We start from the raw sequence: 14,852 nt of genomic DNA on the forward strand, positions 1-14,852 counted from the left end.
TTTTGTGCAAATTTCAATATTTGCTCATTTATAGTTTATAAAAATAAAACAGAAAAAGGTCTTGACAAATGTCAGAAAAAATGTGGCGAAGCCTCCTTGAATGAATACATTTTAGGAGGAATTGCTAATGAACTTTTACGCTGATTATGTCCGCAACAAACTCAACGCTGCCATTTCCAGCATGTCCAGTCAGATAGAAGATTACGTCAAAAATCCCGGGCATGATTTTACCAGAAATCGGAAGATGAACTTTACCTCGACAATAAACTTTCTACTTACTATGGAAGGTGGTTCACTTAACTCAGAATTACATAAATATTTTAATTATGATCTGAATCAAATAACCCGTTCTGGTTTCATAAAGCAAAGGAACAAATTGAAGCCAGATACCATGGAACATTTATTTCACAAATTTCATGAGCAGATATTATGTAACAAAAAATACCAAGGCTATCAGTTACTTGCCTGTGATGGTTCTGACTTGAATATATTTCGTGATCCACTAAATCCACACACGTATTTTGCTGGTAAAGAAGGAACTTTTGGTTTTAATCAACTGCATCTTAATGCCTTGTATGACCTCCAAAGCAGGCGATATGTCGATGCTCTGATTCAGGAGCCTTATGAAGAAAATGAATCCTCTGCCATGATTGAAATGGTTAAAAAACTGACTGCAAATCAGAAGACTATCATTATGGCAGATCGTGGATACGAAACTTATAACATTTTTGCAAATGTTCAGGAACGTGGTCTCTTTTATCTGATCCGGATTAAAGATACCTCGAAAAAAGGCGGCATTTCCGGAAGCCTTTCCTTGCCGGTATCCTGTGAATTTGACGAAGAAATCGAACTGATTCTGACACGTAAACAAAAGTTTTATAAAACGAAAGGTTATAAATATCTCTCAAATTCATCGCCATTTGACTTTCTTGATTCTGAGAATTTGTTTTATACACTTCATCTCAGACTCACACAGTTTCAGCTGGAAAATGGAGTTTATGAATGTATAGCCAGCAACCTGGATAGAGACGAATTTCCACTTGAAAAGATCAAAGAACTTTATCATATGCGGTGGGGAATCGAAACTTCTTTCCGTGAGCTGAAATATACGATTGGTCTGACAAATCTTCACTCTAAAAATGTGGAATATATCTGTCAGGAAATTTACGCAAAATTGATCCTGTATAAGTTTTGTGAAATTATTTCAGCAAATGTCATACTGGAAGAAAGAAACCGTAAGTACACATACCAATTAAACTACACAATGGCGATTCAAATATGCAGGCATTATCTGCGTCAGACATTTGTAACGATAGATGTTGAAGGTCTGATCAAGAAAGAACTATCGCCCCAAAGACCGCACCGACAATATCAGCGTCGAGTAATAAAGAAACGATGGGTTAGTTTTGCATATCGTATGGGATAAAAATTATTCAAATGAATATAGCTGGCAAAAAACAGACTTTTGGTTTGTTTATTTGTTATGCCTAAATCTTGTGATTTTTAAAAAAAGCTAATCTGAACACTTATTGCAATAATCAAAATTTTCTTAAGTTAATGACATTACTGATTTGGGGCTCCCTTTGCGCCATGCCTACAGTCAGTCCGGAAAGAAAAAGTGGCAATTCCTGTTTCAGACTGTTTTCCACTGCATCTACAATCTGTTTCACAAAAAGTTCTTCCCGTTCTCTTGTTTCCAGATAAGGATCAGCCTGTGTGCGGTAGTAGCGGTCAAAATAATCTACCAGTGCAAGAGAGATTACCTGACTGTAAGATTTAAAATCCTGCCTGTCCATCGTCTGTAAATATTCCCAGGCTCTCCGCTGTTGTTCTTTGTCCAGATTAAAGCGCAGGTTTGTGTTGCGGATATTGTTCTGCATGGTTTATCCCCTCCTTTTCAGGCTCATATAAGCCAGAGATTCGTAACCTTTGGCAGTGGCGCAGATGTCATCAATGATTGTGACTCGTGATTTGTCATACGTTCCGAAGTTACGGATCAGGCATCCACCGCCGCCAACCACATACAGGCGCATCAGGTCAGGATTATATTCATATTTGCGGAGCGTGGAAAAAAGTTCTGCCACATACTGTCTGGCAATAGAACTGATACAATCCAGATATGGTGCTGAAATGTCAGCTGTTCCAAACCGCAGAATCTGTTCTACTGTGGATTCTTCAATTTTCACTCCGAATTTGTCCAGAACAGCGTTCTTTGCGGCAATCATGCACTGGTTTACACCAAGTTTTTCTGTCCAGCATCGGCTCTCCTGAGCTTTCTTATTGTTAATATACAGAATGTTCATGGTTCCGTTTCCGATATCTGCAAGGAGATTAGTTCCCTTGAAATTTCCAAGGTGGTTTACAATAGCCGGATATCCCTGTGGGTAAAGGCTACATCCCGCAAAGTGGAGATGATATTCTTTGCCGTTGAAACGGTAATGGACTTCTGGATTCTGGAGCAGATAGGAACGAAAAGCTTCTCTTTGATTTCTGATCCATGTCAGAGGAAGTCCGGCAGCCAGATGAACATCTGCTTCACGGATGGAAAAGACATTCAGTTCCCTTGCAATAGCCATTAGCGTCAGAAGATAATATTCTTCGTCCATAGCTTTATCCGGGATAAATTCTTTGTGTCCTTCGCCAATCCGGTAGTAAATGCCGTTATATTCCAGAATATTCCCGGTGAAGATTGGTTCGGTTTCATAGGCTTTGATTCCGGTTGGTGTGACGGTGTTTGCTGTTTTCATATTGCCATAGCCATGATCTACAGCGATGATTTTTGTGTTTTTGAGTTCTCGCATAAAAAATACCTCCGTTTTCGTATTGATTGATTCAGCAGGTCATACCGGTGTGGTACTGCTTTGCTGTGAGATAAGCATACGAAAATCGGAGGTAAAAGACATTGAGTGGAAATTGAGCTGGAATTGAGAAAAAAGATATATTGTGCGTACATTCTTCATGTACTCTTGTTGTGATTTCATTGTTTTTTATCGTATAATATGGATACTGGAGGTGGTTTGGATGAAATACAAGATTTTAGTTGTCGATGATGATAAAGAATTGGTGAAAATGCTTTGTAGTTATTTTAATATGAAACAATATGAAACCATTACGGCTACAGACGGAATGGAAGCATTAAATAAAATAAAAATGAAACCGGATATTATTTTGTTGGATATCAATATGCCACGCATGGATGGGATTGAAGTATGTCGTCTGATACGCAGTAAAGTGTTATGCCCGATTTTGTTTCTAACAGCAAGAGTTGATGAAGATGATAAAATTAATGGGTTGCTTTCGGGTGGGGATGACTATATTACGAAACCATTTAGTCTTCGGGAGTTGGAAGCAAGGATTGTCACAAACATAAAGAGAGAAGAAAGGCATCAACAAAAAACGGAATACCGTTTCATGGATGAAATGCTGATTGATTATTCTGAAAAAATAGTAGCTATAGCCGGACACAGGATGGAGTTCACAAAAATTGAATATCAGATTATTGAATTCTTATCCATGCATCCAGGGCAGGTGTTTGATAAAGAACGTATATATGCACAAGTCTGTGGATATGATGCGGAAGGGGACAGTAGAACGATAACGGAATTAGTACGGCGTATAAGGAAAAAAATAGCGGATTATTCAGAAAAAGAATACATAGAAACTGTATGGGGGATTGGATACCGATGGAAAAAATAAGAAACTTGTCACTGAAAAAAACAATTCTGCTTTATTTTGTGATCAGCTTAACGGCAGCATTTCTGTTATCTGGATTTACAGTTCATTTTGCAGGAAATATGCAGAATAAAATATGGGAAAAATATATTGATTATGCAGATTATACGGACGTGTTTCAGCAATATGGAAAGAAATACGAGATTGAGATATCAAGACCTAATCAATCGCAGATGAATCGTTTGGACTATCATCTTTCGGAAATGTGTGACTTTATGGAAACATATTCGGTACTGATTTTTTCGATTGTTGGGAGTGTTGTTGCGGTATTCTTTTTTTATAAAAATAAGTTAAAGACACCTCTACAGGAACTAAAAGATGCCTCACAAATGATTGCAGATAATGAACTGGATTTTCATGTGTCCTATGAAAATAAAGATGAGATGGGAACTTTGTGTAAAGAATTTGAAATGATGCGAAGTGATTTAGCAGATAACAACAGAAAGATGTGGCGAATGATTGATGACGAGAAGGCTTTGCGGAATGCAATTGCACATGATATACGTTCTCCACTTTCCATATTGCGTGGGTATCAGGAAATGCTCTTAGAGTTTGTTTCTGCCGAGAGTATAAAAACAGAGGATGTTATTGATATCTTACAAACAGGCATGTATCAGATTGACCGTATAGAGCATTTCACGGAAAACATGAGAAAAATGTCCCATTTAGAACAGAGGGAACTGCAATGCTCAGAGATAGAGTTATCGGAACTGGCAAAAAAGATTGAGGCAGAAGCTGCCATGCTGTCCAAGAAGGAAAGTAAATTATGTAAGGTAGAAAGAGTGCAGGAACAAAACATTGTGAAAGTGGATGAGGAACTTGTCATGGAAGTGACAGACAACTTACTGGAAAATGCGGTTCGATATGCACAAAAAAGTATTGCTTTGCAGATAAAGAAAAAGGATGGTTTTCTTATAATTTCTGTTGAAGATGATGGAATAGGATTTGTGGATACTGAGGAAAAAGTAACAGAGCCATTTTATCATAAGAATCCACAAGATAATTTAAAGCATTTTGGCCTTGGTATGTATATTTCTCGTATTTTCTGTGAAAAGCATGGAGGAAATTTGAAAATATATAATGCCAGACAAGGCGGTGCTCATGTAGAAGCTCTTTTCAAAGCTGAATAAAAATACTTTATAAGGCTGAAATCACAAATAAAGTGGTTTTAGTCTTTTTTGTTGTGAATTTATTGAGAATTGATTTGTATGATGTTGTTAAAGAAATAAAGAAAGGAAGAGATACAATGAAAACAATCATAAAAAGAAGTATACTTGATTATTTAAAGAACCCTGTTTTGTGGATTGGCTTGATTATTATAGTTGCCAGTATGTATCAATGTCTGTCATCGTATTTGCAAATTCATTATATCAAACAGAATGAACAGATCACACAAAATGACGTAGCATTGGAAGATGCTGATGTCATGGATGGGTACATTCCCACATCTGATGATAAAGAAAGAAGAAGGGAGTGGGAAGATACGATCAAAGAGACGTTAATGGACACCTCCAAAAATGATTTTGGATTTAGCAGGCAGGAAGCAGATCATGTAATGAAAGAAATTCAGAATATGGATGTAAAGACTGCTTCTGAGTTTTTGGAATCCCAATATGGCTATTATAATGCAATATATGCTTATGAGGACCTTGAAATTCATAAGGGGACAGCAGAAGAAATCAATCATTATATCGAGCGGAAATTATCCGAACATTCTTTTTCCTGGTACTTTGCCAAAAAATTTACGGATTTTGCAGGATTGCATATGGCCTTTTTTGCAACAGTCTTGCTATCATTTTTATTTATTCAGGATACACGAAAAAGTACCTATGAATTATTACATACAAAGCCTGTTACGGCAATCCAATATATATGTGGGAAAGTAATAAGCGGATTCATTAGTATGCTGGGAGTATTAGTGATTTTGAATGTTATATTCTTTATGCTGTGTTTGAAAACGTCTTTAGAATCGGGCTTTCCAGTAACACCAATTGATTTTTGCGTGAATTCTCTGATCTATATTGTTCCGAATCTTTTGATGATATGTTGTGTCTATACAATTACAACATTAATATTTAAAAATCCGCTTCCGGCAGCACCAATCTTGTTTTTACACATTATATATTCAAATATGCTGACCATGAAGAATGATATTTATTATATGAGACCGTTCTCTATTATGGTGCGATTCCCTGGCAGATTTTTTGAAACACATGTAGCCAAAATGTCAAACATAAATCAGATTATTCTTGTAATTTCATCAGTTATATTAGTATGTATTTCTGTTACAATCTGGAAAAGGAGGAGGGTTCATTGAAAACGGAACTAAAAAACTGCCTGTCGTTATATAAGATTTTTTATTCATGTGCATTTATACTGATATTGTGTGCTATTCATCCGATTATATACTATGAAGAAATCGGTTCAGCGATTCAGTCGCCAATAGCATTTTTAACAATTATTTTTTGTAGTGACACATATTTGATGGAAGTAAAAACTAAGCGTGCCGATGTATTTCATTTGTATGATCAAAAAAAGCAGTTAAAAGTAATATCGCAGAGAGTGGGCGTTCAAATATTATATTTATTAATACTTTCCTGTGTTGGATATGTTTTGTTTTTCTGGCAAAAACCGGGCAGTGTAAACGAAGGCATTTCGGGTATTCAGATATTTCTTTTATATTTCATTGCAATGTTTGGAACTATCTGGCTTTGGAGTATATGCTCTTTGATTTTGTGTACATTGCTTCGAAATATGTGGGCAGGTATTGGATGTTTATTTGGAATTGTCATTGGACTTATATCAAAAGCGGGAAGTTCATTTTTCGGAAATCTGGGATTGTTTTCTTTCAGCTTTTGTGAACCTACTCAATTAATGTCCGAGAGTTGGATTTATGGAACGCTTGTGTCTTTTATAGCGGGGCTGTTTTTATTTGCAGTATTACCAATGACTTTAAAGAAAAGAGGATAGATTATGAGTATTAGAATAAATGATTTAACAGTTAGATTTAAAAATGGTGTAGTTGCAGTAAATAAGGCATCTCTTGAAATACCTAAGGGAATTTACGGACTTTTGGGTGAGAATGGTGCCGGAAAAACCACTTTGATGAGGGTTCTTACAACTGTTTTAAAACAAACGGAAGGAATGGTTTCCCTTGATGGAATTCTGTATAACGAGGGAAATTATGAGAAAATACAGAAAAAGATTGGTTATCTTCCACAGGAAATCGACTTATATCCGAATCTTACGGTGAAAGAATGTCTTGTATATATGGGGGGACTGTCAGGAGTAGCCAGAAATGACCTCGAACAAAGAATTACCTATTATCTGGAAAAGACTTCTCTTACAGAGCATCAGAATAAAAAAATGCGGCAATTATCTGGTGGTATGAAGAGACGTGTCGGACTCATACAGGCACTTCTTAATAATCCGGATTTTTTGATTATTGATGAACCTACCACCGGGTTAGATCCGGAAGAAAGAATCAGGATCCGCAATCTTTTGGTTGATTTTTCAAAGGATAGAACTGTGCTGTTTTCCACTCATGTAGTAGAAGATTTAGCAGCAACCTGTACACAGCTTGCCATTATGAAAAAGGGAAGTTTTTTATATTCTGGAAGCGTGAGAGGGTTGCTGGAAAATGCAAAGGGCTGTGTTTGGAATTGTACGGTACAAAACGCAGAAGAAGCCCGTTTGTTAGAAGCCAATTATTCTATATCATCTAAGCAGTATGTAGAAAATGGAATTCATATGAAAGTATTAAGCAAAGGAAAGCCAAATGAGAATTGTGTCCTGGATAATGATATCACTTTGGAAGATGCATATATTTATTTGACGAATAGTTGAATATAACGGCGGGCAAGTTGCCCGCCGTAAATTATGCTTATTTTGTTAAAAGACCGGATAGATTTTTTCCAATGCAAAATCCAATCTGTGGATATAACTCCTGAATTTCCTGATATTTTGCTTCAATCATTTCTGGTTCATCAGCCCAGATCTTTTCATATATTTTGAAAGCTCTTTTAAAATGTGTTTTGGCTTGCGGAAGATTGGCAGTCATCAGATAAATGGTTCCAAGGGTTTCCTGTACTTTGGCATAATCCAGACAGTCATCGGAATGGTATTCCTTGATGATGCCGGATAATTTTTGCAATTCAGAGATGCCTCTTTCGGGTTCCTGCTGTTCTGTCAGGAACATTGCATAATTGGCAATCTGAGGTATGCTGTCATTTATATGAAGCAGGTTAAATTGGTCAAGCAGTGAGATACTTTTTTCCATGTGTTCTCTTGCAAGATCGGGATGACCGTTCATGCGGTAAAGTCCACCGAGATTGGCATGAAGGTTGGAAACAAGGCGAGCATTGTCAGCAGTGATATTTTCTATCTGGGCAAGTGCATCCTTTTCCAGTTTTATTGCTTTTTCTGGCTTGATTTCAAGAGTAGCCTGAAAATCCAGTAACAATGCCCGGTCAGAATCGGTGCCAATGTCTTTACGCTTCAAAAAATTTTTCAATTCCTGAATGATTGCTTTCATACCTTTCTGGTAATTATAATTATCCATATATGGAAAAACATTTTCCAGAAAAAGTAGATATTTTGGTATATCATCTTTTTCAATCAATTCTATGATGTTTCCTGCTGTCTGAAACAGCTTCTTGTAATAATCGACTTCAATTCCATGCATTAAACATATTTTCTGTAAAGAATCCAGTAATATGTGACAGCTACTTACAGATGGTTTTGTCTCTGAAAGGGTGATTTCCTGAATCATCGGATGCAGAGAGATGGTGCGACGTGTTGTTGTCTGAACGAAACCAGTCTCAATTAAATCGTTGATTTCATTTAGTGTGGGCATTTCCAGCCATTTGGCAAATATACGGGCAGAAATACCGGTGGAAGGAAGAAAGCACATATTACACATGATATCCTGCTGTTCAAGAGATAAAGTGTATAAAGAAAACAGCGTATGGATATGACTGTAATAGGTGGCTTTGCTGCTTTGTCCATCTTTGATTATTTTAATTTTATCTTCGTTATGGAAAGATGCTTTTTCCACCTGAAGTCTTGTTAATAACTGGTCTGGAGTTGAGATTCCATTTTCCAGAAGTTTTGCTGCCAGTTCCACGGCAAAAGTATGAGAGTGAACAGTTTCGATGATCTTTTCAACTGTTGCCCGGTACGTGTCTGCCTCTGAATAAAATACTGATGCCAGCTGGAAGAGAGCGTTCATATCCTCTATTTCTTTTAATGGCAGAGTACAGTATTCATCCAGTTTGCTTCGGGTTGTAAACAAAATCTGGCAGCGATATTTTAATACTACTGACAGAAAGCTGTCCTGTGTCGCAGTGACATTAAAATTATCTATGATAAGCAGAGTATCAGATTTCAGGGAACGCAGAAAACGGTTATGTCTTTGAAACCGTTCCTGGTCAGTGCTTTCCGGCGGATCGTCAATAAAATCCATGTCAGTAATATCCTGATGAAGATTGCCGGTATATTCTATATAAAGTATATTGGTGTATTGCTTTATGTACCGCTTTGCGTAGGCTTTGGCAAGTTCACTTTTTCCGATTCCGGCGATTCCGCAAAGGAAAACATGACGGTTTTCCTCAAGCACGGTATATAATTCTTCCAGTTCTTTATCTCTTCCGATAAAATGACGGCATGGTTTCGGAACCTCACTGTCCATAATATAATCCAGCACAATGGGGGATAAAGCGCCTCCGGCGAGCAGTTTCTGATTTTTGGTATTACGTTTGATGAATTGGCGTTCCATGCTAAAAGAAATCAGTTTTGCAAGAAACAGCAGTCTTGAACTGGCTGGTTTATATAAGGGAGTCAGATTTTTCTTTTTTGCATCTGAGATGCTGTCATCCTGAATGAATAAAGTGTAAATATCTTGTATAGCCATATTACAGTCAGACATCAGTGGAAGAAGATTTTGGTGGATGGTATGGGCTAATTTTTCCTGATTGGATGGCTTGGAATAGTAAGCGGATATTTTAGGACTGATTTTAGCCTGACCAGTCATCCAGCGGCAAACCAGACCGTTGTCCATTGAAAAATCCTGATTTACCGGATCATCCATAAAATCTTCAAATAATTCGTATAAAAAATCAGGCTGACTCATTTGATTACTTTCGCTGATATGATTTTTTAAGCAAGTGCTAATAGAAGAAAAATCGCATCGATTCAATAGAAATTCCCCTTTCGTAGTTAAGATTAAGTATATCTATCATAACACGAACATATATTCGATTCAAGAAAATGCGGATATTTTTAAATTGATTGTGTCAATTTACAATCAATTTCTATTCAATGTGGTTTTCCGGCAGGTTCTGTAAAATAAGCTCAGATCAAAACAATAACGGGAGGAGCTTATGCAACAGAATATTGAATTTGAGCGGTGCATTGATTTTCTGGTACGGATGATTGATAAGTACGGCGCTGAAGTCCTCCGGGAGTTGGAGGAAAAAAAACAGAATAAGGAAGAAAAAGAAGCGGCAGTTTCCTGAAATACAAAATGTAAATCAGACTGTCGCTTTTTTCATGCATTTTTAAATCAAATAAATTTTAAAAGCTGATGCAGAGTGTGTGGCTCATTATTCTGAGAAGCGGTAATACGCGTATCAAATGGCTTGAAATGATTCTGCGTATAAAAGCTCAGAAGAAATTCATTATCTTCGCATTCAAGAAACTCCATAACGCCACCTACGGAATATTTGAGACTGGATATGGTTTCCAGTGCAAATCCCAGTAGAATATTTCCAGGAATTCGTTTTTCCTTTGGAAGAGAATAGTTCTTTCCCAACTGGGCGATCAGGTAAGCTGCGGTAGTATAGGATTGTGTTTCTTCATCCAAAATACTGACACGGGACAGTTTTTTTGCCATTGTCTTGCTGATATTTGAAGCACGGACAGAGATTGGTTTTATTGTAAGTGAAAAATAACCAACCAGTGAAGCATCTTCAGCATCAAATACCAGATAAGTGATAGATTGATCTTTTTTGGTAAACTCAATCGCATTATGTAATAAAAAGTATTCCACATCGGGATTTTTGGGACAAGAAAAATCGGAGAGTAAGTCGTAAAGACTTTCCTCTCCGATATATGTCGGTTCGTCTTTATCCAAATATGCCCGAATATTAACGGTAAAATATTTATCAGACATGTTTTTTCTTCCTTTTTGACATTAAAGCTAAGATTTCCTGTGGGTTCGTTAACTGACGTCCGGGAAGTGTCTGCTTTGGTGTGCGGTCACGGTCGGCTTCGTCAATTGCTGCGACAAAACGCTTTACGCTATTTGGATTGGATACGACAAAATTATGAGTAATACTTGAAGTAGCCATACTAACACCTCCTCTTTTTTGGCTTTTTTGTGTATTTATAGTATATGCAATGTGTGATAAAAACACAATATCAAAAACAGAAATTATTTCTAAATAATTTTCAAGCCGGACATTTATTAGACGCTTCCGGTAAGCGAACAATATTTTCGAGCCAATCATTTATAAGTCGCCAATGGTGGGCGGGCAATATTTTGATAACAGAAATGCTCTGTATCTAACTTAATTATACGATTGGCGAAGAAATGCGTCAATACGGAAAATAAGTATTGAAAATAGTTGGAACAAGTACTAAAATAAGGTTGGGACAATAAAACAGAGTTATACTGCGAGGAAGATTATGAAGAATAAAAAGATTAAATGCGATATATATACCAGAGTATCCACAACCATGCAGGTAGATGGCTACAGTCTGGATGCTCAGAAAGAAAAACTCAAGAGATATGCGGAATTTCAGAATATGGAAATTGTAAATGAGTATTCCGATGAAGGTAAGTCTGGAAAGAGCGTAGAGGGCAGACCGGAATTTCAGAGAATGTTGGATAATATTGAGAATGGAACAGATGAGGTACAGTTTGTACTGGTGTTCAAGCTTTCCAGATTCGGTCGTAATGCGGCAGATGTATTAAATTCTTTGCAGAGGATGCAGGATTTTGGAGTGAATCTGATTTGTGTAGAAGATGGAATTGACAGCTCAAAAGATAGTGGAAAGCTGATGATTTCTGTTCTGTCTGCGGTGGCAGAGATTGAACGAGAGAATATCCTTGTTCAGACAATGGAAGGACGTAAGCAGAAAGCCAGGGAAGGAAAATGGAACGGAGGATTCGCTCCATATGGTTATGAATTGGTAAATGGAGAATTACAGATTGCAGAGGACGAAGCGGAGATTATTCGTCTGATTTATGACAAATTTATTCATACAAATATGGGAATCTCTGCGATTGCTGCATGGCTGAACCAGCATGGATATAAAAAGAAAAAACGACAGAATAATACACTGGACGCATTTGCCTCTTCCTTTATAAAAGGCGTTCTGGATAATCCGGTATACTGTGGAAAGCTGGCTTATGGACGAAGAAAAAACGAGAAAGTTTCTGGTACAAGAAATGAATATCGCATTGTAAAACAGGAAAATTATATGCTGCATGATGGTATCCACGAAGGGATTATTTCAGAAACAGATTGGGAGCTGGCACATCAAAAACGGGAAAAAACAGGTGTGAAATATGAAAAAACGCATAGTCTGGATCATGAGCATATCTTATCTGGAATATTGAGATGTCCGTTATGTGGAAGCGGTATGTATGGGAACGTGAACCGAAAGAAAAAGAAAGACGGAACCTTATATAAAGATTATTTCTATTATGCCTGTAAACATCGTCGTCTGGTAGACGGTCATAAATGTGGATATCGTAAACAATGGAGCGAGGAGAAGATTAACAATGCAGTGGAAGAAGTTATCCGGAAGCTGGTGAAGAATCCTAAATTTGAAGAAGCAATTCTGAATAAAATCGGTTCAAGAATTGATACAGAAGAAATAGAAAAAGAGATTGAAGGATTGGAAAAGCAGCACAAGCAGTTGACCGGAGCAAAAGCAAGACTTGGACAGCAGATGGACAATCTGGATATCATGGATAAATTTTATGAGAAGAAATATCAGGATATGGAGACAAGGTTATACCGTTTGTATGATGAGATTGAAGGCGTGGAGAACAGTATAGAGGAAGTCAAGAACCGCCTGCTGAATATTCAGCAACAGAAAATATCAGAAGAAAACGTCTATCAATTTCTTTTATATTTTGATAAACTATATGATAAGTTCACCGACCTGGAGAAGAAAGAATTTCTTAACAGCTTTGTGGAACAGGTGGACATTTACGAGCAGGAGCAGCCAGATGGCAGATTCCTGAAGCACATAAAGTTCCGTTTTCCGGTGTATTTTGGAGACAGGGAGACACAGGAACTTTGTTGGGACAACGAAAGTACCGTTGAGTCTGTGGTGTTGCTACAAAGGGAGAATATGTAGAAATCCTTGAATTTACGCACTTTGTAGAGTTTTTCAGTTTCAGAAAAATAGGTGAAAATCACAAAGAAAAGAGCCTTGTGAAGAAAGTAACCGTTGTTGTTGCGTTAGACCTCGGGACGGGGAACACAAAGAATCTTGAATATGAAAATGAATAGAGAGCTATCAGATCATTGATAGATTATAGGGATACTTGTTAAAAGCGGGTGTCCCTATTTTTTATAGGGCATTTCAGAAATGGAGTGTCTTTTTTATTAAAATTTAGGAGGAAAACAAAAAATGACAAACACAGCGTTAAGAGCAGGGAATAGCAATTCTCGCACAATTACTTTCAAGGGCAAGGAACACGAAAAATTTTATGAGGAATATCTGGAAAAATGCAGATATCAGGATGTCTATCATCAGGCTCTGGTTTATTGCCTGGGCATCGACAGAGACACAAGAGAAAATGTGAATAAAATCTATAATTTTAAAACTGGATGTGTAAAAACGGAATGCCTGCAAGAAGGATGGCAGACCAGTGGAAGTTTACGGATTGTCCGCATGGCATTTAATCTTTACTGCAATCTCACACCTGCCATGAATTAAGTGTCGTGTCTATATTTACTTTTTTTGAAACCACCCTAAGGATGGTTTGTTTGCTATGCAATTTTATTTTTCTCTAACCACTACCTCTTTGTTTCAAACTTCACCTCCTGTAGCAAAGTCAAAAAAGTTGAGTACTAAACTATTTGGACTTTGTAGTGATGAGTCTATTATCTCACATCGGATGATTTTGAACAGGTACTCGCTATTTTGCGTTTACTCTATCCTATCTATTGTTACTTGTTCTGGTTTTTCCATTCCCGCGGAGAAACACCATAAATATTTTTAAAAGCACGGGAAAAATGAAGCTGATTTTCGTATCCGACAGCAGAGCCGACATCTGCAATGGATAAGGAAGTCAGCTTTAATAATTCCGTAGCCTTTACCATGCGGTAGTTCATAAGAAATTCCTGCGGGGAGCGGCCGATCGAGTTGCGGAAGATTTTTCCGAAATAACTCCGGTTGATGCCGCATACCGCAGCGATATCTTCAATCGAAATATTATTCTGAAAATTCTGTTCAATATAATTGATCGCTTCTTTTATGTAATAATCACGCATGCGTCCGCTGGAGACCAGCTTTGTCGATTTTGCTGACTGCAGCAGATAGTCTAAAAACAGATACAGATGCCCGATGAGATGGAAGGAAGATTCCTGTGGATGATTGACAATATAAAGCATTTCATCGGCAAGTTTTTCCCGCAATTCTTTGGAGTGGGAATGATAAACGGGCGCGTCTTTGCACAAATCTGTGACACTTAAAGCCTCTTTTACACGTAATCCGTCAAATTCAATCCACATATATTTCCACGGAAGCTGTTCATCGGCAATGTAAGTGTTGATCTGGCCGGGAAAAATCATAAACCCCTGTCCGCTTTTTACAGAATAGGTCCGTGTTTCTCCTTTGGAATTGTTTGCCATGAGTGTTCCGGTTCCGGAAAGAACGTAGTGAAACAGGTAGTGGTTGCGTGTTGCAGGCCCGAATGAATGGCCGGGATCACACTGTTCATATCCAAACTGATACATGCACAGATCGATAAAATTTTCATTTGGAAAAATATTAAAAAATGTATTGCTCATAAAATACTCCTTATATATCAAAATGCGACATCAATATCTATTATAGCATAAAATATTGCATTTCGGTATAAAACTGAAAAAATGTAG

General features: G+C 37.4%; 14 protein-coding genes and 1 pseudogene. 9 read left to right on the forward strand and 6 right to left on the reverse strand.

All coding sequences use genetic code 11. The features are described from left to right. The first annotated feature begins 127 nt into the window (after positions 1–127). Positions 128–1,426 carry an IS4 family transposase gene (locus tag DQQ01_RS06855; RefSeq protein ID WP_111919439.1) on the forward strand — a complete coding sequence of 433 codons (1,299 nt, stop codon included), beginning with the start codon at positions 128–130 and terminating at the stop codon, positions 1,424–1,426. Positions 1,427–1,538: 112 nt separating this feature from the next. On the opposite strand, the gene DQQ01_RS06860 is transcribed toward DQQ01_RS06855, so the two are convergent. Both DQQ01_RS06860 and DQQ01_RS06865 read right to left on the reverse strand, forming a co-directional pair. Continuing rightward, a complete protein-coding gene (locus DQQ01_RS06860) occupies positions 1,539–1,880 on the reverse strand; it encodes an adenylate cyclase (RefSeq protein ID WP_111919440.1) in 342 nt (113 codons plus the stop codon). A gap of 3 nt (positions 1,881–1,883) precedes the next feature. Further along, positions 1,884–2,801: a ParM/StbA family protein gene (locus DQQ01_RS06865; protein ID WP_015560112.1), complete on the reverse strand. Its 918-nt coding sequence runs from the start codon at positions 2,799–2,801 to the stop codon at positions 1,884–1,886. Positions 2,802–3,021: 220 nt separating this feature from the next. Between DQQ01_RS06865 and DQQ01_RS06870 the strand changes: the two genes are divergently transcribed. The 5 genes from DQQ01_RS06870 to DQQ01_RS06890 all read left to right on the forward strand — a co-directional run bounded on the left by DQQ01_RS06870 (position 3,022) and on the right by DQQ01_RS06890 (position 7,578). After that, positions 3,022–3,696 carry a response regulator transcription factor gene (locus DQQ01_RS06870; RefSeq protein ID WP_014080778.1) on the forward strand — a complete coding sequence of 225 codons (675 nt, stop codon included), beginning with the start codon at positions 3,022–3,024 and terminating at the stop codon, positions 3,694–3,696. After that, positions 3,684–4,862 (forward strand): HAMP domain-containing sensor histidine kinase, encoded by a 1,179-nt coding sequence (locus DQQ01_RS06875; RefSeq protein ID WP_111919441.1) that lies wholly within the window; start codon positions 3,684–3,686, stop codon positions 4,860–4,862. The genes DQQ01_RS06870 and DQQ01_RS06875 overlap by 13 nt, the downstream gene beginning before the upstream one ends. A 116-nt stretch (positions 4,863–4,978) precedes the next feature. Further along, on the forward strand, positions 4,979–6,049 hold the full coding sequence (locus tag DQQ01_RS06880) for an ABC transporter permease subunit (RefSeq protein WP_111919442.1): 1,071 nt from the start codon (positions 4,979–4,981) through the stop codon (positions 6,047–6,049). Further along, positions 6,046–6,702, forward strand: a complete 657-nt coding sequence (locus tag DQQ01_RS06885) for a transporter (protein WP_242980659.1) — start codon at positions 6,046–6,048, stop codon at positions 6,700–6,702. The genes DQQ01_RS06880 and DQQ01_RS06885 overlap by 4 nt, the downstream gene beginning before the upstream one ends. 3 nt (positions 6,703–6,705) lie before the next feature. Next, on the forward strand, positions 6,706–7,578 hold the full coding sequence (locus tag DQQ01_RS06890; protein ID WP_111919443.1) for an ATP-binding cassette domain-containing protein: 873 nt from the start codon (positions 6,706–6,708) through the stop codon (positions 7,576–7,578). Positions 7,579–7,615: 37 nt separating this feature from the next. Here DQQ01_RS06890 and DQQ01_RS06895 read toward each other — a convergent pair whose 3' ends face one another. Then, entirely contained in the window at positions 7,616–9,862 is a 2,247-nt protein-coding gene (locus tag DQQ01_RS06895; protein ID WP_111919444.1) for a tetratricopeptide repeat protein, read from the reverse strand. 250 nt (positions 9,863–10,112) lie between these two features. Between DQQ01_RS06895 and DQQ01_RS16890 the strand changes: the two genes are divergently transcribed. After that, positions 10,113–10,247: a hypothetical protein gene (locus DQQ01_RS16890; RefSeq protein ID WP_014080775.1), complete on the forward strand. Its 135-nt coding sequence runs from the start codon at positions 10,113–10,115 to the stop codon at positions 10,245–10,247. A 47-nt stretch (positions 10,248–10,294) separates the two neighbouring features. Here DQQ01_RS16890 and DQQ01_RS06900 read toward each other — a convergent pair whose 3' ends face one another. Both DQQ01_RS06900 and DQQ01_RS16420 read right to left on the reverse strand, forming a co-directional pair. After that, positions 10,295–10,903: a hypothetical protein gene (locus tag DQQ01_RS06900; RefSeq protein WP_005348504.1), complete on the reverse strand. Its 609-nt coding sequence runs from the start codon at positions 10,901–10,903 to the stop codon at positions 10,295–10,297. Beyond that, the gene (locus DQQ01_RS16420) at positions 10,896–11,081 is read right to left on the reverse strand and encodes a hypothetical protein (protein WP_014080774.1); all 186 of its coding nucleotides are present in this window, start codon (positions 11,079–11,081) and stop codon (positions 10,896–10,898) included. Before DQQ01_RS16420 ends, DQQ01_RS06900 begins: the two co-directional genes overlap by 8 nt. A gap of 337 nt (positions 11,082–11,418) precedes the next feature. Between DQQ01_RS16420 and DQQ01_RS06910 the strand changes: the two genes are divergently transcribed. Continuing rightward, a complete protein-coding gene (locus DQQ01_RS06910) occupies positions 11,419–13,104 on the forward strand; it encodes a recombinase family protein (RefSeq protein ID WP_111919445.1) in 1,686 nt (561 codons plus the stop codon). 276 nt (positions 13,105–13,380) lie between these two features. Then, positions 13,381–13,683 (forward strand): annotated as a pseudogene (locus tag DQQ01_RS06915) (DUF6075 family protein); the annotation flags it as partial. Positions 13,684–13,922: 239 nt separating this feature from the next. Here the strand turns inward: DQQ01_RS06915 and DQQ01_RS06920 are convergent. Then, positions 13,923–14,765: an AraC family transcriptional regulator gene (locus DQQ01_RS06920; RefSeq protein WP_111919446.1), complete on the reverse strand. Its 843-nt coding sequence runs from the start codon at positions 14,763–14,765 to the stop codon at positions 13,923–13,925. Positions 14,766–14,852: the final 87 nt, after the last annotated feature.

The organism is Blautia argi, from assembly GCF_003287895.1.
Classification (GTDB): Bacteria; Bacillota; Clostridia; order Lachnospirales; family Lachnospiraceae; genus Blautia; species Blautia argi.

Coding starts and splice junctions, on each gene's coding strand:
- DQQ01_RS06855 (WP_111919439.1), top strand. CDS start 128: ATGAACTTTTACGCTGATTATGTCCGCAACAAACTCAACGCTGCCATT.
- DQQ01_RS06860 (WP_111919440.1), bottom strand. CDS start 1,880: ATGCAGAACAATATCCGCAACACAAACCTGCGCTTTAATCTGGACAAA.
- DQQ01_RS06865 (WP_015560112.1), bottom strand. CDS start 2,801: ATGCGAGAACTCAAAAACACAAAAATCATCGCTGTAGATCATGGCTAT.
- DQQ01_RS06870 (WP_014080778.1), top strand. CDS start 3,022: ATGAAATACAAGATTTTAGTTGTCGATGATGATAAAGAATTGGTGAAA.
- DQQ01_RS06875 (WP_111919441.1), top strand. CDS start 3,684: ATGGAAAAAATAAGAAACTTGTCACTGAAAAAAACAATTCTGCTTTAT.
- DQQ01_RS06880 (WP_111919442.1), top strand. CDS start 4,979: ATGAAAACAATCATAAAAAGAAGTATACTTGATTATTTAAAGAACCCT.
- DQQ01_RS06890 (WP_111919443.1), top strand. CDS start 6,706: ATGAGTATTAGAATAAATGATTTAACAGTTAGATTTAAAAATGGTGTA.
- DQQ01_RS06895 (WP_111919444.1), bottom strand. CDS start 9,862: ATGAGTCAGCCTGATTTTTTATACGAATTATTTGAAGATTTTATGGAT.
- DQQ01_RS16890 (WP_014080775.1), top strand. CDS start 10,113: ATGCAACAGAATATTGAATTTGAGCGGTGCATTGATTTTCTGGTACGG.
- DQQ01_RS06900 (WP_005348504.1), bottom strand. CDS start 10,903: ATGTCTGATAAATATTTTACCGTTAATATTCGGGCATATTTGGATAAA.
- DQQ01_RS16420 (WP_014080774.1), bottom strand. CDS start 11,081: ATGGCTACTTCAAGTATTACTCATAATTTTGTCGTATCCAATCCAAAT.
- DQQ01_RS06910 (WP_111919445.1), top strand. CDS start 11,419: ATGAAGAATAAAAAGATTAAATGCGATATATATACCAGAGTATCCACA.
- DQQ01_RS06920 (WP_111919446.1), bottom strand. CDS start 14,765: ATGAGCAATACATTTTTTAATATTTTTCCAAATGAAAATTTTATCGAT.